Raw genomic sequence first — 21,588 nt, forward strand, 5'->3', positions numbered from 1 at the left:
GAAAACAGCGTCATTGCTGGCCATAAGCTAGGGCGAACGTTACCGGCCCGCCGCGTGCTTCACAGGCTCACGGCACAATACACGCGAATCTCGCGTTACGGTCGGCAAGCTGTCCCTTACGGGGCACTGGTGTCGAGGACGAGCTGCGGCCCGGGCTCTGCCGACAGCGGTATGTTCTCCCGCTGCAGCAGCCACGACGCGATGTTGTGAAAAAGGGGCGCCCCTGACGTCCCGCCGCCACCGTCGACCCCGCGGACCGGCGCATCAAGCATCACGCCGATCACGTAGCGCGGATCATCGGACGGCGCGATCCCGGCAAAAGTGATCCAGTAGGTCGAGTTCGAGTAGCAGCCGCAATTGGGATCGACCTGCTGCGCAGTACCGGTCTTTCCGGAAACCTGATATCCCTCGATTGCCGCCTGGGGACCCGTGCCCTGCTGATAACCCATCGGGTCGCGCTGGACAACGCTGCGGAACATATCCCGGACGATCTCGGCAGTCTCCGCGCTGACTACCTCGACCGGTTCAGGTCGCTCAGATTCGGTGCGCTTCCCGGATGCATCGACCGATGCCCGAATAATGCGAGGCGGGACTCGAACACCGTCGTTCGCGACTGCCTGATACATGCCAGTCATCTGAAGGAGCGACATCGACAGACCCTGCCCGATAGGCAGGTTCGCGAAAGTGCCGCCGCCCCACTGATCTAGCGGGGGGACCATGCCAGAGCTTTCGCCAGGGAGTTCAATGCCGGTTGGCAGCCCAATCCCGAAGCGCCACAGCATTTCTGCATACCGTTCTTCGCCGACTCGCTCCGCGAGCAGCAATGTGCCCACGTTTGAGGACTTACCGAAAATGCCAGTAGTGGTGTACGGCACTACCCCGTGTTCCCAGGCGTCACGCACTGTCACGCCGGACATGTTGATGCGGCCGTCGACGTCAAGCACCTCATCGGGCGTGGTGAGACCATCTTCGATCGCGGCCGCAGCTGTCACCAGCTTGGCCACCGAACCCGGCTCGAATGGCGTCGATACTGCAAGGTTTCCTAGCTCAGAAACCTTGTTTTCAGGTGCGCCGAGACCGAGTGCCGGGTTGAACGTGCCGTCATTCGCCATCGCCAGGATTTCACCGGTGTGTGCGTCCATCACGACAGCCGACACGTTGCGCGCTCCGGAGCGATCCTTGGCGAGTTGTGCCTGCTGCTGAACGAAGAACTGGATATCGGCGTCGATCGTCAACTCAACCGTGGAACCGTCGACAGCTGGATACACATCGCGGGTACTTCCGGGAATGACCGCGCCGTCCTCGCTGCGGTCGTAGGTGCGCGATCCGTTCTGGCCCGCCAGTTCGGCGTCCATTGCCTTTTCCAGGCCCATAAGGCCGTGTCCGTCCCACCCCGTGGACCCCACAATGTTCGCCGCTAGTGCGCCGCCCGGGTATTGGCGGATGTCTTGGCGCTCGGAGCCGACCTCAGGAAAGTCCTCCTGGATCTCCGTGGCAACAGCGGGATCGACGCCGCGAGCGAGGTACGTGAACGTCTCGTCACTCATAACCTGGCGGCGAAGTGTCCGTTCCGTCACCTGATCGTCGAGCGCACGCGCGACACCCCTCGCGATTTCTCGAAGTCGCGCGTCCGGATCAGGTGCGGTCGGATCATTCTCCGCCACGGTCTCGAGTTGCTCCCGGACCCTGCGCGGCTGGAAGGTCAACGCACGTGCCTCTGTGGTGAAGGCAATAACGTTGCCATTTCGGTCAACAATCGGCCCTCGCGTAGCGGGGTCGACGAGGGACACAGTCCGCTGCATGGCGGCCTCGGCCGAAAGGCGCGGCGCGGAGAAACCCTGAACATTGATGAGCTGTACAACGATGAGCCCGATTGCCAGGAACATGACGAAACCAGCGACACGGAAGCGGTAGACGCGCGCCCCCGGCTTAGGTGGTTGCCGTCGCGACCGGGATGGGGTCACGGCAGGTCCGTCGGCTCGTCGGCGGCATCTGGCTCCCCACCTACCGGCACCAGGGTCTCCGAAAGCTCACCATTCTCACCGAGCTGCGGAGTCATCTCCGGTCCGGGCAGTTCGTCCACCGGAATCGGTATCGCCACCTCGATTTCACGTTCCGGGGACCCGGAAAGCGGGCCTGTCAGGTCACGGCGCTGGGGGTCGATATTGAACGGCGGAAGCGGTGCACCCTGCGCAACACGTGGCTCGCCAATCAGGTTCACCGAGCCGTCGCGGGCCACCCGGAGATACGCAGGATCAGGCGCTGGGATCATTCCCTCTTCGGAAGCGAGACGGGCCAGTTCCGGGGCAGAACGGCCGCGCTCGACGTCACGGCGTAACGCTTCACGCTCTTCTGCGAGCTTTTTGTATTCCATCTTCGCCTCAGTGATCTGATACGCCTGCTGCGCCGCTTGCGTCGACAACAACAAGGTGAGCGCGAGTCCGCCTACTAGCATCGCAATGATCAGGGCCACAAACGGGATACGACTCGCCTTTTCCCGCATGTCGAAACGGGCCGCTCCGCCGTCGGGACTGCCAAGGCGGGTTGAGCGGCGGGCATATGCGCGGCGCGCAGCCGGCGACATCCCGTGTGCTCCCGGGCGCCCGTTCTTTCGTTTCTGGTCATTGCCGCGCCGGGTGGGGGTCAGCGTCGTCGTCATTGCGATCTCCTTGCGATCCGCTCGGCAGCGCGAAGCCGTACCGGCGCTGAACGTGGATTTGTTGCCGCTTCCGTTTCCGAGGCCCGTTCGGCACCTCGCGTCAGCAACCGAAACTCAGGCCCTGTTCCAGGAAGGTCAACTGGCAGACCTTCAGGGGAGCGAGACTTCACGCGCTGCGCGAGTTCCCGCTTTACGATGCGATCTTCAAGCGACTGGTACGACATGAAGGCGACACGACCGCCAATTGTGAGCGCTTCACACGCTGGTTCAATGACCTTTTCGAGTGCTTCGAGCTCGCCGTTGACTTCAATACGCAACGCCTGGAAGGTGCGCTTAGCAGGATGGCCGCCCGTCCTTCGCGCGGCCGCGGGTATGGCGGAGTACAGCAACTCCACCAGCGGGGCGCTCGTCGTGAAGGGCTGCTGTTCGCGGTACCGCACGATGGCTGACGCGATCCGGCCAGCGAAGCGTTCTTCTCCGTACGTATTCAGCACTCGGGCGAGTTCACCTCTTGAATAGGTGTTCAGCACATCCGCAGCGGTCAACTCGGTTGTCGTGTCCATGCGCATGTCGAGGGGTGCATCGATCGAATACGCGAACCCGCGGCCCTTCTCATCAAGCTGCATAGATGACACACCGAGATCAAACAGAATCGCTTCTACAGCTTCGGACTGCGCCAAATCAGCTTGGTCAAGGGCCGTCGCGATGCCGTCGAAGCGGGTATGGACGAAGGTCACTCGGTCCCCGAAAGGCGCCAGTCTCTCCCTGGAGAGCGCGAGCGCGCGCTGGTCGCGATCCAGACCCACAACTCGCAGTCCCGGGAAGTCCTGCAGAAACCGTTCCGCGTGACCGCCGAGACCAAGGGTTGCATCGACCAGGACAGCGCCAGCACCATCCGCGGATCGCTGGGTGATCGCTGGAGTAAATAGTTCGACCGCACGTTCCGCCATCACCGGGACATGGGTCGGCTGCCCCTCAGATGGACGCCCGGGCATCGCATCGGTCATGACAGCTCCTAAGGTGATCGTCACGGGGCGGCAACCTTGGAGAACATCGGTGGATGCAACGTGGGCTCTGTCCGGACGGAGTACCTGGCGTTGGGGAAGTACGCCAGGGGCTCTACCGGGCAGAGGCCGCGTAACACCCGGTCCAAGGTGGCCTTGGCGAGCGCTGAAAGCGAACCTGGATTCGACACGTCAGAGGATCTCCTTGAGCACCTCGTCACGCGCCTGCGAGTAGTCCTCCTCGTTCTCCGAGAGGTATTCCTCCCACGAGCCGGAATCCCAGATCTCAAGGAAATCCACGGAGCCAACGACGACACAGTCTTTGGCGAGGCCCGCCCACTTGCGGTGAGCTGAGGAGATCGTGATTCGGCCTTGAGCATCAACGTGCTGCTCATCCGCACCGGAAGCGAGACTGCGAATGAACGCCCGTGCTTGCGGATCGCTGCGCGAGATAGATGCCGCTTTTCTGGCAAGCTCCATGAACTCGGCACGCGGGTAGACGGCAAGGCTGTGGTCCTGCCCCTTGACAACCATCACACCTCCCACGAGCGATTCCCTGAACTTCGCCGGCAGTGTGAGCCGGCCCTTGTCGTCCAACTTGGGCGTGTAGGTGCCGAGAAACATTCCGACACCTCCTCATCCGCCCCGAGAGACCTGCAGCGGAACTTGGGTACGTTCCACCGCGCACCACGTTACCCCACTTTCCCCCACCGGCAATCTATAACAGGGGCGTTTCATTGTGGTGCGTGCCTATTTATGCTGATACACGAGGTGGGAGAAGGTGGGGGCGTTCAGACCGTTATAGGACCTTGGCCCAAATCGAGTCCAGCCCGCGACCTCCCCGTTACCGCGGAACTCTTAGCCCGCACCCTCTTTACCGGCCAAGACCCGCCTGCAGCGGTGTGTGGTCAGCATTCGAGGTGTGTGGCGACAAGCAGCACCGCGAACAATAGGGCTTCGGGTGGGGAGATGTGGGGAGAGGCGGCCGCGAGGTGCCGTTAAGCGATGCCGCAAAAGAAAAGAGGGTGTGGCTCCCGGCCGGGAGCCACACCCTCTTTACATATGAGAAGCCGCTATTGCTCGAAACGCTTCCGGAATCTCTCTTCCATCCGCTTCGAGAAACTTTCGGATGAACCCCGGGGCTTGCGCGCTCCTGGCTGCGGCTTCTTGCCGCCTTGCTTGCCAGAAGCACCGGTGTCCGTTGAGGCCTCTTGGCCTTCTCCATCTGCTGTGCGCTGGTGGTTACCCGCAAGCGCCCAGACTCCTGCGCCGAACATCACCAGGAAGCCGACGAGACTCAGAATCGGAAAATCACCCAATTTGAGCGGCAGCGCAACCCCGGCGATCAGCAGGACAAGCCCCAGTAGGAAGATCGCAGCGACCTGGAGTCGCCGACGCGGAGATGCACCGCGAGTGCTTGCTGTACGCACTTGCGAAGCGAACTTCGGATCCTCGGCATAGAGCGCGCTCTCGATCTGTTCGAGCATACGCTGCTCGTGCTCGGAGAGTGGCACGGTCCCTCCCCCGCACTTGGTGGTGGCCGCCACACCATACGGCGCAGCGGGTTCCTGACTCTTGCAAGAACTTACCACTATGATAAGTGCACTTCTCATTGCGTACCACACAGATCGCTGTGCGGTTTGCCGCATCTTTCGTTCAGTTGAGTCCCGGGCGTCCTTTTCGGACGAAACGGCGGAAACTTTCTCACGCCGCACCTGGCTCGCGCAGTCCAAACACCGTCTCGTGAACTACGTCAAGAAACTCACCAGCCAACTGGCAAAGACCATCGGCCTCCGCGGGAGTGGCGGAGGCGATACCTGCCTCGAAAGCCGTCCGCCGACGTGAATAGGTGGCGAACTCGCCACTCCACCGCGCCCATCCTTCAGAAACCCCCTCAAGCAGAACCCAGGCGTTTCTCGTCCTGCGGCCTCGCCGCTGAGGTTTATCGTGCAGTGCCAGCACCGTTGCCGCGCCACGAAGTGCCGCCAGATAGGCGGCACGGAATTTGTCGTCAGGAATGCACTCGCCAACCGCCTCCGCGTGGAGCTGATCCGCCCGTCGTAGCAGGTCACGCGCTCGCGCTGCCGCTACACCAGTTCCTGGGCGTGCGACACAGGGCGCCGGGCTCATCTGTGAGCGCATCCATCCTCCTAACAGAGCGGGCCCCACAGACTGCTGCAAGGGCCGTACATATTCTCGGCGGGCTGGCCTGTGTCGCTTCCCTCGAACAGGCCAGCCGCCGTATCGAACAGCTGTTCGACGTCTTCAATATAACTATCCCCCCTGACAATTTCTGACGAAGCCGAGGAGCCGATACCGCGAAATGTGGCCCTTGTTGTGAGCACCGTGATCGAGCTGTCGCCCGAAACGCTGCGCGAACGAATGCATGAGGCGCTCCAGATTTATGTGGCGGCGATGGGATACCCGCCGTCAGTCGCCCGACGGAGGGCCCCGATGTGGGCGGAACATGCCCTGCGCCCAGGATGGAAGGCAGTGGCGGCGGTGCTGGAACCTGGAGACCAGCTCCGCGGAGTCAGCAAGCTGAAACTCGCCGCGCACCATGCTCCGCTTGTCGGCATCGCATACGGCTACTCAGGCGCCCCTAGCCAGTGGTGGTACAAGCAGGTCTGGGACGCCCTCGAGTCGGGGGACGGTGAACTCAACGCTGAGCGCACCCTGGAGGACTACTTCGAACTGACCGAACTCCATGTTCACCCTGATGCCCAGGGCATGGGTGTGGGGCAAGCACTGATCACCGCACTCCTTGATGCCAGGCCGGAACGAGCGGTGCTGCTTTCCACACCAGAAGTCGGTGACGAGGACAATCGCGCGTGGCGACTCTACCGTCGGCTCGGCTTCGCTGATGTGCTGCGACATTTTCAGTTCGACGGCGACCCTCGTCCCTTTGCTGTACTCGGGCGGGAGCTTCCGCTCTGAGCGGCTAACCTCAGGAACCGTGAGTGAGGCTGTCGTCGTCGGGTCAGGGCACAATGCGCTCGTTGCCGCGTGTTACCTCGCGCGCGCCGGGTGGGGTGTACGGGTAATCGAACGGGACACCGTCATCGGTGGCGCCGTCTCCACGGTGGAACGGTTCCCCGGACATCGCGTTGACCGCGGGTCATCCGCACACTTGATGATCCGGCACAGCGGAATTATCGAGGAACTCGACCTCGCATCGCACGGTCTGCGATACATCGACTGCGACCCCTGGGCGTTTGCTCCGGCTGAGCCTGGTTCGCATGGCAGAGGCATCGTCTTCTGGCGCGACCTCGATCGCACCTGCGAGTCGATCGCCCGCGCATGTTCAGTCGGGGAAGCCCGCGCCTACCGGGAGTTCGTCAAAGTGTGGGCCCCGCGGAGCAGCCACGTTATGCGCGCGTTCAGCGCCCCGCCCTCGGCGCCGCACCTCCTGCGGTCATTCTGGGGCCTCGACACTGGTGGTGATCCCGCCCAACTCTCACGAGAATTCCTCTCACCTGGTGACGCAGTACTCGACGAGTTCTTCACGAATGAGCGCCTCAAGGCTGCCCTTGCCTGGTTCGGCGCACAATCAGGCCCTGCAATGTCTGAACCGGGGACCGCACCGATGGTGGGTTTCGCCGCGCTGATGCACGTCCTGCCGCCTGGGCGCGCGGTCGGAGGGAGCGGAGCGCTGACTGCCGCACTGGCCCGCCGCCTCGAGGCGGACGGTGGGTCGATCACCTGCGGTGATGCTGCCGTCTCCCTTGCCCAGCACAATGGCGGGTGGACAGTGACGACCGAATCTGGCACGCAAGTCAGCGCACCCGTCGTGATTGCGGGGTGTCACATCCTCACTACCCTTGACCTCCTGGCTGAAGGCAAGTTTGACAGTGCCAGACTGGCGGACTGGCGAAAGCGAATCCGTGTGGGCCCTGGCATCGGCATGGCGGTTCGCGTGCGAGCGCGAACGCTCCCGACATACCCGACTGCGGACGACGACGCAGCGGTCATCGGCGCCAGCCTGCAGCTCCTGGCCACTGATCGTGCGCATTTGCGGACCGCTCACGGCGCTGCTCTGGCGGGCGAACTCCCGCCGAGACCTGTCTGCCTTGCAATGAGTTTCAGTGCGATCGACCCCTCGCTCGCGCCTCCCGGGGAACATCAATTGACGCTCTGGTCCCAATGGCACCCGTTCAGTCCACGCGGGAAGGCCTGGGAGACTCTGGCTGACCGAGAGGCAGATCGTATCCAGGCTGAGCTTGAGCGTTTTGCTCCTGGATTCGCAGGGACCGTCCTCGACCGGCACATACAAACCCCGAAGGGACTGGCCGACGAACTAGGCCTGATCGGCGGCAACGTGATGCATGTCGAGATGGGGCTCGACCAGATGATGATGTGGCGGCCGGTACCCGCCCTCGCCGGGCAGAAAGTGCCAGGGGCACCTGGCGTTTACCTAACCGGTGCCTCCACCCATCCTGGCGGGGGTGTCTCGGGATTCAGCGGACGCAGTGCTGCGCGGATGGCAATCCACGATGAGCGTTTCTCCGGACGACTCCGGCGCGGGTTGACATGGCCCCGGTAATGCGAATCGCCGTGGTCCTTGCGGCTGCCGCGATCGGAATGCAAATCATGTTTCCACTCGCACAGGGAGCCATGCTTGATGCTGTTACCGCGGCCGTGGTTGTCCTCCTCGCTGCCTCCGCGCTAGCCCATGCGCTGGTTACGCGGGGGGCTGGCTTCACGGTCACCCTCCTGGCTTCAGCGGCAGGTGCCGGATTCGCGGCTGAAGCGGTGGGAGTCGCTACAGGTTTTCCATTCGGCTGCTACGAGTACGCGCTCGATCGCCTGGGTCCGCACCTCGCCGGAGTTCCGCTGGTGGTACCACTGGCCTGGGCAGCGGGCAGTTACCCCGTGTGGTGCGCGGTCTCGGCGCTTCTTTCGGGACGCCACGGCTGGCGGCGGGCGGCAATGCGGGTCCCGCTGGTGGCGGTGACGATCACGGCGTGGGACCTTTACCTCGATCCCCAGATGGTCACGATGGGTTACTGGACGTGGTGTGCGGACGGGCCAGTCCTGCCAGGCGCGGGGCAAATACCGCTAACAAACTTTGCCGGGTGGCTGCTAGTCGCGACTGTGATCGCGCTGGCACTCGAAGTTGCCACTGCTCGTTCTGATTCGGTCTCCGAGCTGCCCGACCGGTGGGCCCGACTCTGCGTCGACGCCGTCCCTCTCGTGCTCTTTCTCTGGACGTGGCTCGGATCCGCGCTCGCGCATGCCGTTTTTCTCAATGCCCGTTTTCCCGATGCGGGCCTGCAGATCTCCGCATCGTTTGGCCTGCTCGGGATGGCCGTCACGGGTATACCTCTCCTCATTTGGCTTTATCGAACGGTCCAATCGCGGCCACGGATTCGTGGCCGCTCGGCAGGTCAGCGCGCAACCAGCGAGTCAGACCTGGCACGATAGCGGGGTGCCGTTGCGAAACAAGATGCGATCGCCCAGGTGGAGCCGGTTTGCGCCAGCAAGCCTGCTGCTCGCCGCTGTCCTGCTGTTGACGACTGGATGCCTGTATACGGATGCGAACATCCGATTGAGCGAGGATGATCGTCTATCCGGGCGGATAATCGTGGCGCAAGAGCCCACCGAAGAGAACGATCAGGGTCCGCAGTTGCGTGTGCCCGATTCGCTCTACGGACGTGCGCGAGTGCAGCGCTGGTCCGATGAGGGCTACGTGGGCAGTGAGCTGATTTTCAGCGATCTGAGTTTCACTGACTTCCGGCAGTTGGGGCAGTTCGCGTCTGACGCACCCGGCAGTTTCGATTTGCGCTTCACACGCTCCGGTGATGTCGTCACCCTGACTGGGCGCGCTGACCTGCGCAATGTCCCTGATGGCTCCCCTGTCACGCTCGCTGTGAGCTTCCCATCCAACATCAGCTCCACCAATGGGGAGATGACCACAAATAGGTCCGTCGTCTGGACCCCGGCACCCGGCGATCTCACTTCCCTGCGTGCTGAAACGTCGTACACCGATCCGAATACGCGCAGCTTCGCGGGCTGGACCGGGCTGATGATCGCATTGAGTGTCGCCGCAGCAGTCATCGTCGGCGCACTGGCCTGGTTCAGCCGGGACCGGTCCCCGAAGCCAAGCGACCTCGTTCACTGATTTTGCCGACAGCTAGCTGGACGTATCGTTTGGCAGTTGCTGGAGCTGCGCTCTCCGGGGCTGGGGCAGCTCTTGCGCTCCTCAATGTGCGTACGACACCCGAACTGCGGGATTTCGCCCCGGCGCGGAATGTGGACACATTGCGGCTGCTTCGTCCGCACGAGCCCGCGGGCACGATCGCCGTCTGCGTCCCGGCGCGAAACGAGGAGCGGACGCTCCCACTGTTGATCGAAGACCTCCGGGCTCAGCGTGACGTGCCAGGGATGAGAGTCTTCATCGTGGACGACGGCTCCACCGACGAAACTTTCGATGCCGCCATCGCCGCGGCGTCAGGTGATACTCGCTTCAGTGTCCGGCGTTCTGAGCGGGAACCTCCGCCAGGCTGGCTTGGCAAGCAGGCTGCATGCTCGGCGATGAGCACCGAAGCACTGAACGCGGGCGCTCAGATCCTGATATTCATCGACGCCGATGTTCGTGTCGGACCTGACGCCGTCTCCCGCGCGGCGGCAGCACTGCGCAGCACCGGAGCAGGGCTGGTCAGCGTGTGGCCTTCGCAAAATGCGGTCACCTGGGCAGAGAGACTCATTCAGCCTTTACTTGCCTGGTCGTGGATGTCGACCATGCCGATCGCAGTAAGCAACCGGAGCTTGAGACCTTCGACCGCTGTCGCGTGTGGCCAGTTCCTCGCGTTCACGCGGGACGCATACCTCAGCGCGGGCGGGCACAGCAAGGTTGCTGCGAGTCTGACCGAAGATCTGGACATCGCAAGAAACCTGCGGCGCAGCCGGTTCCGGACCGTCCTGGTCAGCGGCAGGGCGCATGCGCGCTGCCGCATGTATACGTCGCGGCGTGAGCTCGCCGCAGGATATGGACGGTGGCTCGGCACCGCGTTCGGAGGTACTGGCGGAACAATTGTCGTTGCAGCTCTGGCAGTACTCGCCTACCTGGTACCCCCTGTGGTGGCGCTTGTCGGCCACGGGCGTGCGCGCCGTTTCGGCTTCATCGGCTACCTGGCCGCTGTGACCAGCAGGCTCGCAAGCTCCCATACCGAACACGGCGGCCGCCTGGGGGCAGCGCGCGTCGCGGAGTGTTGCCTGCACCCCTTCTCAGCGCTCGCTTTCGTCGCCTTGCTGGCTCACTCGACACGCCAGTCACGCAGACGCAGCGCGCACTGGAAAGGGCGGCCAGTGCGCTAACCGGTTACGCGGGCACTGGTGCCAGCCCGAGGTTTGTGAGGACTTCTTGGGTGGCCCGCGAGAAGTTCAGCGTGCAGAAGTGCAGACATGGCGCGCCCTCAGCAATCAGCCGCTCACTCATCTTGGTCGCCAGCTCGATTCCGACTTTCCGTACCTCCACGCGATCTTCTTCCGGTCCGGAACCGGCAGCTCGTGCCAGCCTGTCTTCCAAGTGCGACGGGATCTGGGAGCCGGACAGCTCAACGATCTTGCGGACCTGTCTCAATGACGTGATGGGGAGAAGGCCCGGAATGATGGGTTTTTCGCCGTGGACAGGGTCAGCAGCCGAGACGCGGTCACGGAGGCGCAAGTAGTCTTCGACCTCGAAAAACATCTGGGTTATCGAGTACTCGGCTCCGGCTCGCAGCTTGTTAAGCAGGTAGTAGGTATCGTGATCGAGGTCTTTCGCTCGATAGTGCCCCTCGGGGAACGACGCAACGCCCACGTGGAAGTCGCCTAATTCCCTGATGAGGCGGACGAGTTCTTCCGCGTACTCGACACCCTCGGGATGCATTACCCAATCTCCTAGGGGGTTCCCCGGCGGATCACCGCGAAGTGCGAGGAGATTCACAATTCCGCGGTCTGCATACGATCCCACCAGACCACGGAGTTCGCTGATGCTGTGGTCTACCGCCGTGAGGTGTGCCACCGGAAGCAACGTGGTCTCGGTCGCGATCTGACCTGCGATACGAACAGTGCGGTCACGCGTCGAACCACCGGCGCCGTAGGTCAGGGAAACGAACGCTGGATGCAGTTGTTCGAACGTCCTTACCGCACGCCAGAGCCGCTGCTCTTCCTTTTCATTGCGCGGCGGGTAGAACTCAACAGAAAACGGGGTCGAACGGGGGTCGGCGGTAATCCGCTCCACAATCGACGGGGTCCGGCCCGGTCTCATTCCACGCACACCTGTCTGTCTCGCCTGACTTGTCACCTAAGCAAGCATACGGATTCCGTGCAAATGATCGCCCTTCGATCGACCGGTATGCTGCGAGCAACGGCCAATGTCGCCGGCCGATACCTTGGTCGCGCGGCTATGGCAGACGGGCTCCAACAAAACCAGGGCGTGCCCGTAGTTTCGTGCCGACGACAGGAGCTAGCGCTGAGCGCGCCAATGATGCCCCCACATCTTCCTTCTGGGCTGCCGCAGCCTCCCCACGATATTCGCACGAATGTCGCAGATGCGCTGCGTGGGTTCTTCCGCGACCGCGCAAGCCTGGTGGAACCCGTTGGCACCGAGTTCCGTAGCGCCGTCACCCACCTTGAAGACTTCGTGCTTCGTGGAGGTAAGCGGGTACGGCCAACATTCGCCTGGGTGGGGTGGCTAGGTGCGGGTGGCGACGTCGATGCCCCAGGTGCGGACAACGTGCTCTCCGCCTGCGCGTCCCTGGAGCTGATTCAGGCATGCGCGCTGATTCACGACGACATAATCGACAACTCCCGCACTCGGCGCGGTTTTCCCACCATCCATGTGGAGTTCGCCCGGCAGCATCGCGACCAGGGGTGGGGCGGAGACCCAGAATCGTTCGGGGAGGCTGCGGGAATTCTCATCGGCGACCTCGCCCTCGCGTGGGCTGACGACATGTTTCATGGCTCGGGGATCGGAACCGAAGCTCATCAGCGCGCGCTGCCCGTCTGGGCCGCGATGAGGACCGAGGTCCTCGGCGGCCAGCTCCTCGATATTGTCGTGGAGTCTTCGGGTGATGGCAGCCATGGTTCCGCGCTTAAGATAAACCGGTTCAAGACAGCGGCCTACACCGTCGAGCGCCCCCTGCACCTCGGAGCGGCAATCGCTGGAGCAGATGATGCACTGATTGCTGCGTACCGGACCTTCGGTGCTGATATCGGAATCGCATTTCAACTTCGTGACGACTTACTCGGAGTGTTCGGGGATCCAGCTACCACAGGTAAACCCTCTGGCGACGATCTGCGCGCGGGAAAACGCACCGCGTTGCTCGCGTACGCGCTCGAGACTGCCGACGCTAACCAGCCCGACGTTGCCGCTACACTACGCAGCGCCGTGGGAACTGAACTTAGCGAAGCGGACGTCGACTCACTTCGGTCATTGATAATCAGCCTCGGAGCGGTGGAGCGCGTCGAGAAGCAGATAGCCGACCTCACCGAACGCGCCCTGAACGCGCTCGATGCGAGTTCTGCGCGCCCGGGTACGAAGGATGCGCTCCACGCGATGGCGCTGGCGGTAACGCGCCGCACCTACTGATCGACTTGATCGCGGTCCTGTGGCGGGCCGGATCGCCGCGTGAATCTACTGGAGGAAGATGATGTCTGCCTATTCGCCGGGGGCGGGAGCCGCTGTGGGCAAGCCCGGGAACAACCGCGCCACCGTGCCGGGGCGGTCTGACCATGTTGTCGTCGTCGGAGCGGGCCTGTCCGGGCTTGCCGCCGCTCTTCACTTGCGTGGTTCAGGACGTGAGGTCACGCTGCTCGAAAAATCGAGCCACCCAGGCGGACGCGTAGGCTTTTACGCTGGCTCTCACGACGGAGACACGTTCCGGATCGATTCGGGTGCGACTGTTCTCACCATGCCCGACCTGATCGATGAGGCGCTCGCTGCAGTCGGGGCCACACGGCGCTCGACCACGCCGCAACTGCACATCCGTCGGCTCGACCCCGCCTATCACGCACGGTTCGCCGATGGCACAGCCATCAACGTCCACAGTGATCCCGATCAGATGGAAGAGGAAGTCCGGCGCACATGCGGTCCAGATGAGGCGAGCAGGTACCGAGATCTCCGCGCGTGGCTGCAATCGGTCTTTGAAACTGAGTTCGATCGCTTCATCGCCTCAAACTTTGACTCGCCACTCGACCTCGTCAATAGCCCGGCAGCGCTACGCGAAATCAGCCAACTCGTCGCGATGGGCGGATTCGGGCGTCTCGGACGCCAAGTATCGAAACGGCTGAAGGACGCACGGCTGCAGCGCATCTTCACCTTCCAGGCGCTCTACGCAGGAATGCCCCCAGCCAAGGCGCTTGGCGTCTACGGCGCAATCGCGCATATGGACACGTCACTCGGCGTGTACTTTCCGGAAGGCGGGATGCATTCCATTACCAGCGCAATGGCGGATGCGTTCGTTCACGCTGGCGGCAGGATCCACTACAACGCTGACGTGACTGCCCTAGAATCGAGCGGCCCCCGCATCACCGCCGCACGCTGCACCGATGGTCAGCGCTTCACGGCGGACGCCTTCGTCCTCACAGCGGACTTGCCGATCGTCGACGGTCTCCTCAGTTCGACACCTGCCCGGCCGGCGCGGCGGAGGACACGATGGTCGCCGTCCGCGTTCATCATGCATGGGACCGTTCCGAAATCCACAGCATCACTGTGGCCGGCGCAAGGCCACCACATCATCGACTTCGGTGGCGAGTGGGATCGCACGTTCCAAGAGTTGACTGGGCGCAAGGGCCGCGGCCATCTCATGACTGACCCCTCGCTGCTGATCACTCGGCCGTCGCTGACGGATACGGGAATGCTCCTCGGGGATCCCGACGAGCCGAGCGAGTTGCTTTCCGTCCTCGCTCCCTGTCCCAACCTCGACTCGGCTCCGCTGGACTGGGAGCGCGTGACGCCGGCCTACCAGGAAGAACTGCTGATCACACTGGAGGAGCGCGGATACAAGGGTATTTCTGGCTCTGACGGAAGCGGCTTCACTGTCAGCCATGTCGATTCTCCGGCGACGTGGCAGGCACAGGGAATGGCAGCTGGCACGCCGTTCTCGGCAGCCCACAACTTTCCGCAGACGGGCCCCTTCCGCAGGCGCAACCTTGTGAAAGGCGTGCAGAACGCGGTGCTGGCGGGCTGCGGCACGACGCCCGGGGTGGGCGTTCCCACCTGCCTAATTTCGGGGAAGCTCGCCGCCTCACGCATTACCGGGTGACACGTACTGCTCATGCCGCCCAAGCCGGACATGCAGCGGGCCGATACAATAAGCCGTCTTTTAGCTGCGTCCTGTGGGGACCGCTCTGCAGGATTTGCAGCATCCCAAGACTCAAGGGGGTGAATCGGCGCCGATGAACGCCACGCCACGGGTGTCGCTGCGCACTACCGCTGAAGAGCGGCGCCTCGGCAGTCTCCGCGTGTTCTTCGGGCGCCCCCAAGGCCGGGCGGCGCTGCTCGGGGTAATAGGTGCGCTGATTCTTGTTGCTGGCGGTTTGGGCGCGGGAAGCACTCGACGCCATGACCCGCTACTCGAATCAGCCAACCTGTCCTGGCTCCGCTACGGCCACGGGCTCGTTCTCGCGAGCATCTTCGTGTGGGTCGGTGTTCTCCTCATGATCTGGGCGTGGGTACGACTTGGACGCGCCACACTGCTCGGGAACGTATCTTTAGCAGAACTTCGATTCACGGTTTTGCTCTGGACCGTCCCGATGTTGCTCTCTGTTCCGCTGTTCAGCCGCGACGCGTACTCGTACCTCGCCCAGGGCGCGCTGCTGCGCGACGGTTTCGATCCCTACGTTGTTGGTCCTGTCGTGAACCCAGGGACCTTGCTCGACAATGTGAGTCTCGTCTGGACAACCACGCCGGCGCCCTACGGTCCCGGGTTCATGCTCATCGCAGAGACAGTGACAAGAATCTCGGGTGACAGTGTCGTGATCGGCACGATGCTCATGCGTCTCGCTATGCTCCCTGGACTGATTCTCACGCTCTGGGCGGTGCCCCGGCTCGCACGCTACCTCGGCGGCAACCCCGCAATCGCGGTCTGGCTGGCAGTTCTCAACCCTCTGGTGCTCATTCACCTCATTGGAGGCGTCCACAACGAAGTCCTGATGGTCGGACTCATGGCCGCAGGCGTTGTTCTGGCTCTCCAGCGTCACCATGTCGCGGGCATAGCGGTCATTACTGTCGGTGTCGCGGTCAAGGCCACCGCCGGGGTCGCACTCCCCTTCGTCGTGTGGATCTGGATGGTTCACCTACGTGAGGACGCCCGGCAGCGCGGCCAACAGCCAGCCCATCCCTTCATTTTGTTCGCCCGGACCGCAGGTATCGGTTTCGGCGCATTCGCGGTGGTACTCGGTGCACTGTCAGTAATAGCCGGCCTTGGAATGGGCTGGCTCTCAGCGCTGCAAGGATCTGCCCGAATAGTTAACTGGCTTTCCTTGCCCACGATTCTCGCTCATATCGTCACATGGGTCACGAATTTTTCCCTCAGTCCGGTTCTCGACATCACCCGGATGATTTGCGGCGCAGCGATGCTCGCCATCCTCGTGTACGTCTGGTGGCGCTACCGGCATACGCAGCGAGATGCGCTGATCGGGATCCTCTTCGCGCTGCTGGCGATCGTCGCGCTCTCGCCTGCCGCGTTGCCCTGGTACTACTCGTGGCCACTGGCGATTGCCGCAGCTTTCGCGCTCAGCCAGCGCACACTGGTGGTTCTTGTGGCACTTTCGGTGTGGCTCATGGTCATCTTCAGGCCGGATGGCTCGCACGGCATGTACTCATGGGTGCACGTAATTCTGACGTTCGCGGTAGCAATCGTGGCTGCATTGTCACTGAGGCAGGAAGACCCGCTCCGGGTTCGCGATTGGCTACGGGACAAACCCAAGCAGGAAGCTAACCAGACAGCGTGAGCAGCCCGACATCTCAGCATCTCTCACTGGCCTATCAGCAATGCCGAGACATCACTCGTGCCCATGGGCGGAGTTACTACCTGGCAACGAAAGTGCTTGACTCTCGGCGTCAATCTGCCGTCTACGCGCTCTACGCCTTCGCCCGAGTGGTAGACGACGTTGTCGACGAAGGCGATCACACTCCGTCGCAAAAAGCCGCGCATCTTGATGAGGTCGAGTCGGCAATCAAAGCAGGGTTCTCGGGCGCGCGACTCTCTGAACCCGTGTTCGCAGCGTTGTGCGACACCGTCGACCGGTACGCGATCCCACATGAGTACTTCTGGGCGTTTCTTCGGTCGATGCGGATGGATATTCCAGGTGCTGTTGAGCACCGAGCGCGGTACCGGACGATGGCCGAGTTGCATGAGTACATGTACGGATCGGCAGCCGTAATCGGTCTCGAATTGCTGCCAGTCTTCGGCTCGCATGGTGAGGACGCTCAGATCGGCGCCGCCGCACTCGGCAACGCTTTCCAACTGACCAATTTCTTGCGTGATGTGGCGGATGACTACCGGAGGGACCGGATCTACCTTCCGTTCGACGAGATCCTTCCGTTCGGTGTCACGGAAGACGTCATCGCAACGTGCGTGCAGAGCGGCAGTACAGACCCACGGATGCGTGCTGCGCTCGCACACCTCATTGCGGTGACCCGCAGCTACTATCGCGTCGCTGAAGGGTCCTTACCGTCTCTGCACCCCCCGGCGCGGCTCTGCGTCGAAACTGCACTCCAACTCTACGGCGGCATCCTCACAGAGATCGAGCGCTCCAACTACCAGGTCTTCTCACAGCGGATCGTGGTCCCGAACCGGCGCCGAATCCGCGTTGCTGCACCGCGCATCGCCAGCGCCCTGGCGATGCGGGTGCGTCGACCCTGACCGACGGAGCGGTCAGAAGCCAAGCGCCTGCGCCCGCCGCAGCACTTCCCTCGCGAGATGCCCGTGAAGCGCATCCACCGGGCGGCCCGGCAGGGTGGGGTCCTCCTGATACATCCAGCGCAACGACTCGTCATCGGTGAAGCCACCGTCGCGGAGCACCGCTATGAGACCAGGCATCTGTTTGAGCACCCGGATTTCACCCCTGTGATGGGCATCCTCAGTGAGGAACAGGCGGGGTATACCAACCACGCCGTCTCTCTTGACGGCGAGGAGCTGGCGATCACGCAACATCTGGTGTACTCGGGTAACTGGGACATGCAGGCTTTCTGCGACATCTGGAAGCGGCAAAACTTCGTCAGACTCTGACAGGACATCGTCGCAGACCGGAAACGTACTCACATGCCTACAGTATCGTCCCCCCGCAGCCAGTCCTGCCCCGCTACCACCGTCCCGGTCGGCGCGCCTCTTCACGAATGCGGCACTCAAAGCGCCGTGCGGCTACCATCGGTGAGGCGCCGAAGCCGCTGAGCAGGGCGCTCAAACGACGATGTATCTGAATCCGCTGGAGGTGGACCACTGAGCAGTGATTCGCTGAAGCTCGTCGGCTCACTTCTGGACGGGCGCTACAGCATCGACGCGCCGATTGCCCGCGGCGGTATGTCCATGGTGTATCAGGGCATGGATCTGCGCCTTGATCGTCCTGTCGCAATCAAGGTGATGGATCCGCGCTTCTCCGACGATCCCCAGTTCCTCGATCGTTTCGAGCTCGAAGCACGCTCGATCGCCAAGCTCACACATCCGTCTCTCGTCTCGGTATTCGACCAGGGAACAGATCAGCACCACGTGTTCCTCGTGATGGAGCTTGTACAGGGCGGTACGCTTCGGGAGCTCCTGCGTGAGCGCGGCCCAATGCCTCCTTACGCAGCCGCCGCGGTCGCCCGTCCTGTGTTGCGCGCTCTGTCCGTCGCGCACCGTGCTGGACTTGTCCACCGCGATATCAAGCCAGAAAACGTGCTGATTTCCGACTCGGGCTCTGTCAAGATCGCCGACTTTGGGCTGGTTCGCGCCATAGCTGCATCTGGGACCACTTCCGGCAGCATGATCCTCGGCACAGCCGCGTATCTCTCGCCAGAACAGGTCAGCGTTGGCAGCGCTGATGCGCGAAGCGATGTGTACAGCATGGGCATCTTGCTGTACGAGATGTTGACCGGCGAGACACCGTTTACCGGAGATAACTCCATCACGATCGCGTACCAGCGCACCAGCGCCGACGTCCCGCCTCCGAGTTCCGTGATCGCAGGGGTGCCGCGGGAGTTCGACGAACTCGTGAAGAAAGCAACAGCGCGCAACCCCGACGAGCGGTTCTCAGACGCAGGTGCCATGGCCAGCGCGCTGATGGCCGTGTGCGAGAAGCTGACTCTGCCCGCATACCGGGTGCCCGCACCGCAACGCTCAGCACAGCACCGCACCCGGGAAAACCTGCACGGCGCAGTACCTGCGGAGCCAGGCCCTCCTGCCCTGGGGCCCGACTCAACCAGGCAGATGACGACGGCTCCGCCAAGTGAGCCGAATGCCGACAAGTCTCACACCGCTGTGCTCCCGCCCCACGCCCCGGTACCTCCCGCTGCGCCCACCACGTCAGCGCCCCCAGCGAACCCAACCCAGGCGCTCACTCAGCAATATCCGCCCGCCGAATTACCGCCGACGCAAGAAGGACCACCGCTCGATTCCTCTCGAGGCCGCAAATCCCCTATCGTCGTCCTTCTTGTCGTTCTGCTCATCGCGGCTCTCGTCGGCGCCGCAGCGTGGTGGCTAGGTTCAGGTCGCTACGTCGACGTGCCCTCCGTCGCCGGACTCGACCTTGTGGCAGCTGAGTCCGCGATCGCTGCTGCCGGGCTGACACCTGCGCGGAACGGAATCTATCGGGACGTCGAGCCAGTCGACACGATTCTCGGCATGGATCCCGCTGCTGGCAGCCGGATCCCTCGCGGCAGCGACGTCACCCTTGACGTCTCCCTAGGGCAGCCCGCCGTTCCTGAGATCGACGGTGACATCACTATCGACGAGATGGCCGACCTGCTCGCCGACCGAACGTTCGACGTCATGGTCGATGATGGGGTTTTTGATCGAGTGCGACCGGAAGGAACGGTTGTGTCTCTCTCACCGAGTCCAGGGACCGTTCTTGCGGTGGGGTCAACTGTCACAGTCACCCCCAGCCTCGGCGAACCGGTGATCGTCCCCGACGTCCGCGGACTCAGCGCCTCTGAAGCCCGTGACATTCTCACCGATGCAGGCTTGACGATCAGTGATGTTCGTGAGGAGTTCGATGGCGGGATCGACGCTGGCCGGGTCGCCGACACAGAACCAGCCATCGGATCGGAAGTGGCGTCCAACGGTTCTGTCACCCTTGTGGTGTCGAACGCCGTCCGGGTCCCCTCTGTTCTCGGTCGCAGTGTCAACGCCGCGCGTGACGAGCTCTCGCAACTTGGTTTCGCTGTCGAGGTGCGGCAACTCGTCAACTCCGGCTCCTCGATTGTTGTGGGTCAAAGCCCCAGCGCCGGATCGAGGCAAAGCCCGGGCGGCGCGATCACAGTCACCGCGCTGCCCTGACAGTCAGCCCCTGAGCATTTCCGCGACGAGGAATGCCAGTTCCAGCGATTGCTGCGTATTCAGACGTGGGTCGCACGCCGTTTCGTAACGTCCCGCGAGGTCGAGATCCGAGATGTCCTGCGCACCGCCCAAGCATTCTGTGACGTTCTCGCCAACAAGTTCTATGTGAATTCCACCGGGGTGCGTTCCCAGCGAATGATGCACCTCAAAGAAGCCCTGCACTTCGTCGACGATGCGGTCGAAGTGCCTAGTTTTGTATCCAGTCGTCGCCTCATGCGTGTTTCCATGCATCGGATCGCATTGCCAAATGACCTGATGCCCGGTCGCTTGCACCTTCTCCACGATGGGAGGGAGAAGCTCACGCACCTTCCCGTTCCCCATCCGGGATACGAGAGTGAGTCGTCCCGGTTTGTTGTGCGGGTCGAGCCGTTCTACGTACTCGACAGCCATCTCGGGTGTCGTCGACGGACCGATCTTCAACCCAATCGGGTTCGCAACGAGCTCAGCGAAAGCAACGTGCGCTCCATCGAGCTGACGTGTGCGATCCCCGATCCAGAGGAAGTGCGCCGACAGGTCATAGAGGCGCGGCTCGTCGCGGCGCGTGTCGAGCCTAAGCATCGCACGCTCGTAGTCGAGCACGAGTGCTTCATGGCTCGCATAGATTTCGACCGTGTGCAGCGCTGGATCGTTGACGCCGCAGGCCTCCATGAAGCGGAGTCCGCGATCGATTTCTCCAGCGAGCGCTTCGTATCGGGCACCGGCGGGTGATGTGCGCACGAATTCGCGATTCCACTCATGCACTTTGCGAAGATCCGCCATACCTGCGCCGGTCAGCGCTCGGACGAGGTTCATCGCCGCGCTGGCGTTCGCGTACGCACGAACGAGACGGGAGGGATCATGCACACGGGTGGCCGGATCCGGCGCCAGCGAGTTCACCATGTCGCCGCGGTACGAGGGCAGCCCCAGCGCGTCGACATCCGACGACCGTGGCTTCGCGTACTGACCCGCAATCCGTGCGACCTTCACCACCGGCATGCTCGCACCATAGGTGAGCACCACTGCCATTTGGAGCAGCGTCCGGATGTTGGCTTTGATGTGCGGCTCAGTGTTGTCGGCAAACGTCTCAGCGCAGTCACCGCCCTGGAGCAAAAAAGCTTCTCCACGCGCGACAGCGGCGAGTTTCTCCTGCAGGAGATCTACCTCAGGAGCGACGGTGATCGGCGGCACGGACTCGAGTACCGTCCGCATCATCGCCGCCTGCCCCTCCGGCCAGGAAGGCTGTTGCATGGCAGGTCTAGCTAGAGCATCGTCCAGCCTGGTGCGCAGATCCTGCGGCAGCGGCGGAAGCTCTGGCAAGCTATCGATCGGAACATCGACGGTCCAGTTCACCCCTCTAGCGTAAGACGTCGCCACAAGGTTGCGCTCGTTGGGTGGGGTTCGAAACGCTCGAGCCGGTCACCGC

General features: G+C 62.8%; 20 protein-coding genes. 10 read left to right on the forward strand and 10 right to left on the reverse strand.

The genetic code is table 11. From position 1 onward, the window contains the following. Window positions 1-116: 116 nt before the first annotated feature. The 7 genes from FHU29_RS16355 to FHU29_RS16385 all read right to left on the reverse strand — a co-directional run bounded on the left by FHU29_RS16355 (window position 117) and on the right by FHU29_RS16385 (window position 5,805). On the reverse strand, window positions 117-1,964 hold the full coding sequence (locus FHU29_RS16355) for a peptidoglycan D,D-transpeptidase FtsI family protein (protein WP_157094933.1): 1,848 nt from the start codon (window positions 1,962-1,964) through the stop codon (window positions 117-119). Then, window positions 1,961-2,659: a cell division protein FtsL gene (gene ftsL, locus FHU29_RS16360; RefSeq protein ID WP_083962163.1), complete on the reverse strand. Its 699-nt coding sequence runs from the start codon at window positions 2,657-2,659 to the stop codon at window positions 1,961-1,963. The genes FHU29_RS16355 and ftsL overlap by 4 nt, the downstream gene beginning before the upstream one ends. Then, window positions 2,656-3,666, reverse strand: a complete 1,011-nt coding sequence (gene rsmH / locus FHU29_RS16365) for a 16S rRNA (cytosine(1402)-N(4))-methyltransferase RsmH (RefSeq protein ID WP_064439190.1) — start codon at window positions 3,664-3,666, stop codon at window positions 2,656-2,658. Before rsmH ends, ftsL begins: the two co-directional genes overlap by 4 nt. A 20-nt stretch (window positions 3,667-3,686) precedes the next feature. Continuing rightward, the gene (locus FHU29_RS16370; protein ID WP_157094934.1) at window positions 3,687-3,854 is read right to left on the reverse strand and encodes a hypothetical protein; all 168 of its coding nucleotides are present in this window, start codon (window positions 3,852-3,854) and stop codon (window positions 3,687-3,689) included. Window position 3,855: 1 nt separating this feature from the next. Beyond that, window positions 3,856-4,287, reverse strand: coding sequence for a division/cell wall cluster transcriptional repressor MraZ (gene mraZ / locus FHU29_RS16375; RefSeq protein ID WP_013806119.1), 432 nt, complete (start codon window positions 4,285-4,287; stop codon window positions 3,856-3,858). 449 nt (window positions 4,288-4,736) lie between these two features. Beyond that, the gene (locus tag FHU29_RS16380; RefSeq protein WP_064439191.1) at window positions 4,737-5,177 is read right to left on the reverse strand and encodes a DUF3040 domain-containing protein; all 441 of its coding nucleotides are present in this window, start codon (window positions 5,175-5,177) and stop codon (window positions 4,737-4,739) included. Window positions 5,178-5,367: 190 nt separating this feature from the next. Continuing rightward, window positions 5,368-5,805 (reverse strand): SAV_6107 family HEPN domain-containing protein, encoded by a 438-nt coding sequence (locus FHU29_RS16385; protein ID WP_064439192.1) that lies wholly within the window; start codon window positions 5,803-5,805, stop codon window positions 5,368-5,370. A 240-nt stretch (window positions 5,806-6,045) separates the two neighbouring features. On the opposite strand from FHU29_RS16385, the gene FHU29_RS16390 reads away from it, so the two are divergent. The 5 genes from FHU29_RS16390 to FHU29_RS16410 are packed head-to-tail and all read left to right on the forward strand — an operon-like array spanning window position 6,046 to window position 10,980. Next, window positions 6,046-6,600 (forward strand): GNAT family N-acetyltransferase, encoded by a 555-nt coding sequence (locus tag FHU29_RS16390; RefSeq protein WP_232322904.1) that lies wholly within the window; start codon window positions 6,046-6,048, stop codon window positions 6,598-6,600. 19 nt (window positions 6,601-6,619) lie between these two features. Then, entirely contained in the window at window positions 6,620-8,206 is a 1,587-nt protein-coding gene (locus FHU29_RS16395) for a phytoene desaturase family protein (protein WP_064439194.1), read from the forward strand. Continuing rightward, window positions 8,206-9,087, forward strand: coding sequence for a carotenoid biosynthesis protein (locus FHU29_RS16400; protein WP_232322880.1), 882 nt, complete (start codon window positions 8,206-8,208; stop codon window positions 9,085-9,087). The genes FHU29_RS16395 and FHU29_RS16400 overlap by 1 nt, the downstream gene beginning before the upstream one ends. Window positions 9,088-9,091: 4 nt before the next feature. Then, window positions 9,092-9,784, forward strand: coding sequence for an LppM family (lipo)protein (locus tag FHU29_RS16405; protein ID WP_083962164.1), 693 nt, complete (start codon window positions 9,092-9,094; stop codon window positions 9,782-9,784). Window positions 9,785-9,813: 29 nt separating this feature from the next. After that, window positions 9,814-10,980: a glycosyltransferase family 2 protein gene (locus tag FHU29_RS16410; RefSeq protein WP_232322881.1), complete on the forward strand. Its 1,167-nt coding sequence runs from the start codon at window positions 9,814-9,816 to the stop codon at window positions 10,978-10,980. A gap of 4 nt (window positions 10,981-10,984) precedes the next feature. On the opposite strand, the gene metF is transcribed toward FHU29_RS16410, so the two are convergent. Beyond that, window positions 10,985-11,914 carry a methylenetetrahydrofolate reductase [NAD(P)H] gene (gene metF, locus FHU29_RS16415; protein WP_064439197.1) on the reverse strand — a complete coding sequence of 310 codons (930 nt, stop codon included), beginning with the start codon at window positions 11,912-11,914 and terminating at the stop codon, window positions 10,985-10,987. Between the two features lie 216 nt (window positions 11,915-12,130). Here metF and FHU29_RS16420 point away from each other — a divergent pair, with 216 nt between their 5' ends. From FHU29_RS16420 to FHU29_RS16435, 4 genes are all read left to right on the forward strand, one after another. After that, on the forward strand, window positions 12,131-13,237 hold the full coding sequence (locus FHU29_RS16420) for a polyprenyl synthetase family protein (RefSeq protein ID WP_232322882.1): 1,107 nt from the start codon (window positions 12,131-12,133) through the stop codon (window positions 13,235-13,237). 61 nt (window positions 13,238-13,298) lie between these two features. Further along, entirely contained in the window at window positions 13,299-14,912 is a 1,614-nt protein-coding gene (gene crtI, locus FHU29_RS16425; protein ID WP_064439198.1) for a phytoene desaturase family protein, read from the forward strand. Window positions 14,913-15,045: 133 nt separating this feature from the next. Continuing rightward, window positions 15,046-16,602, forward strand: a complete 1,557-nt coding sequence (locus FHU29_RS16430) for an alpha-(1->6)-mannopyranosyltransferase A (RefSeq protein WP_064439199.1) — start codon at window positions 15,046-15,048, stop codon at window positions 16,600-16,602. Then, window positions 16,599-17,516: a phytoene/squalene synthase family protein gene (locus tag FHU29_RS16435; protein WP_064439200.1), complete on the forward strand. Its 918-nt coding sequence runs from the start codon at window positions 16,599-16,601 to the stop codon at window positions 17,514-17,516. Before FHU29_RS16430 ends, FHU29_RS16435 begins: the two co-directional genes overlap by 4 nt. A gap of 12 nt (window positions 17,517-17,528) precedes the next feature. On the opposite strand, the gene FHU29_RS16440 is transcribed toward FHU29_RS16435, so the two are convergent. Then, on the reverse strand, window positions 17,529-17,915 hold the full coding sequence (locus tag FHU29_RS16440) for an Rv2175c family DNA-binding protein (RefSeq protein WP_064439201.1): 387 nt from the start codon (window positions 17,913-17,915) through the stop codon (window positions 17,529-17,531). A gap of 177 nt (window positions 17,916-18,092) precedes the next feature. Here FHU29_RS16440 and pknB point away from each other — a divergent pair, with 177 nt between their 5' ends. After that, the gene (pknB, locus tag FHU29_RS16445) at window positions 18,093-20,126 is read left to right on the forward strand and encodes a Stk1 family PASTA domain-containing Ser/Thr kinase (RefSeq protein WP_064439202.1); all 2,034 of its coding nucleotides are present in this window, start codon (window positions 18,093-18,095) and stop codon (window positions 20,124-20,126) included. Between the two features lie 3 nt (window positions 20,127-20,129). Here pknB and FHU29_RS16450 read toward each other — a convergent pair whose 3' ends face one another. Beyond that, complete coding sequence (locus tag FHU29_RS16450; RefSeq protein ID WP_064439203.1) at window positions 20,130-21,515, reverse strand: class II 3-deoxy-7-phosphoheptulonate synthase; 1,386 nt, start codon at window positions 21,513-21,515, stop codon at window positions 20,130-20,132. Window positions 21,516-21,588 lie beyond the last annotated feature (73 nt).

Origin of the sequence: Hoyosella altamirensis (assembly GCF_014191505.1) — a bacterium.
In the GTDB taxonomy this organism is placed as follows: Bacteria; Actinomycetota; Actinomycetes; order Mycobacteriales; family Mycobacteriaceae; genus Hoyosella; species Hoyosella altamirensis.

Bases quoted from the DNA above. Each gene is read 5' to 3' on its own strand.
- ftsL (WP_083962163.1), bottom strand. From the start codon at position 2,659: ATGACGACGACGCTGACCCCCACCCGGCGCGGCAATGACCAGAAACGA.
- rsmH (WP_064439190.1), bottom strand. From the start codon at position 3,666: ATGACCGATGCGATGCCCGGGCGTCCATCTGAGGGGCAGCCGACCCAT.
- mraZ (WP_013806119.1), bottom strand. From the start codon at position 4,287: ATGTTTCTCGGCACCTACACGCCCAAGTTGGACGACAAGGGCCGGCTC.
- FHU29_RS16385 (WP_064439192.1), bottom strand. From the start codon at position 5,805: ATGCGCTCACAGATGAGCCCGGCGCCCTGTGTCGCACGCCCAGGAACT.
- FHU29_RS16390 (WP_232322904.1), top strand. From the start codon at position 6,046: ATGCATGAGGCGCTCCAGATTTATGTGGCGGCGATGGGATACCCGCCG.
- FHU29_RS16400 (WP_232322880.1), top strand. From the start codon at position 8,206: ATGCGAATCGCCGTGGTCCTTGCGGCTGCCGCGATCGGAATGCAAATC.
- metF (WP_064439197.1), bottom strand. From the start codon at position 11,914: ATGAGACCGGGCCGGACCCCGTCGATTGTGGAGCGGATTACCGCCGAC.
- FHU29_RS16420 (WP_232322882.1), top strand. From the start codon at position 12,131: ATGATGCCCCCACATCTTCCTTCTGGGCTGCCGCAGCCTCCCCACGAT.
- crtI (WP_064439198.1), top strand. From the start codon at position 13,299: ATGTCTGCCTATTCGCCGGGGGCGGGAGCCGCTGTGGGCAAGCCCGGG.
- FHU29_RS16430 (WP_064439199.1), top strand. From the start codon at position 15,046: ATGAACGCCACGCCACGGGTGTCGCTGCGCACTACCGCTGAAGAGCGG.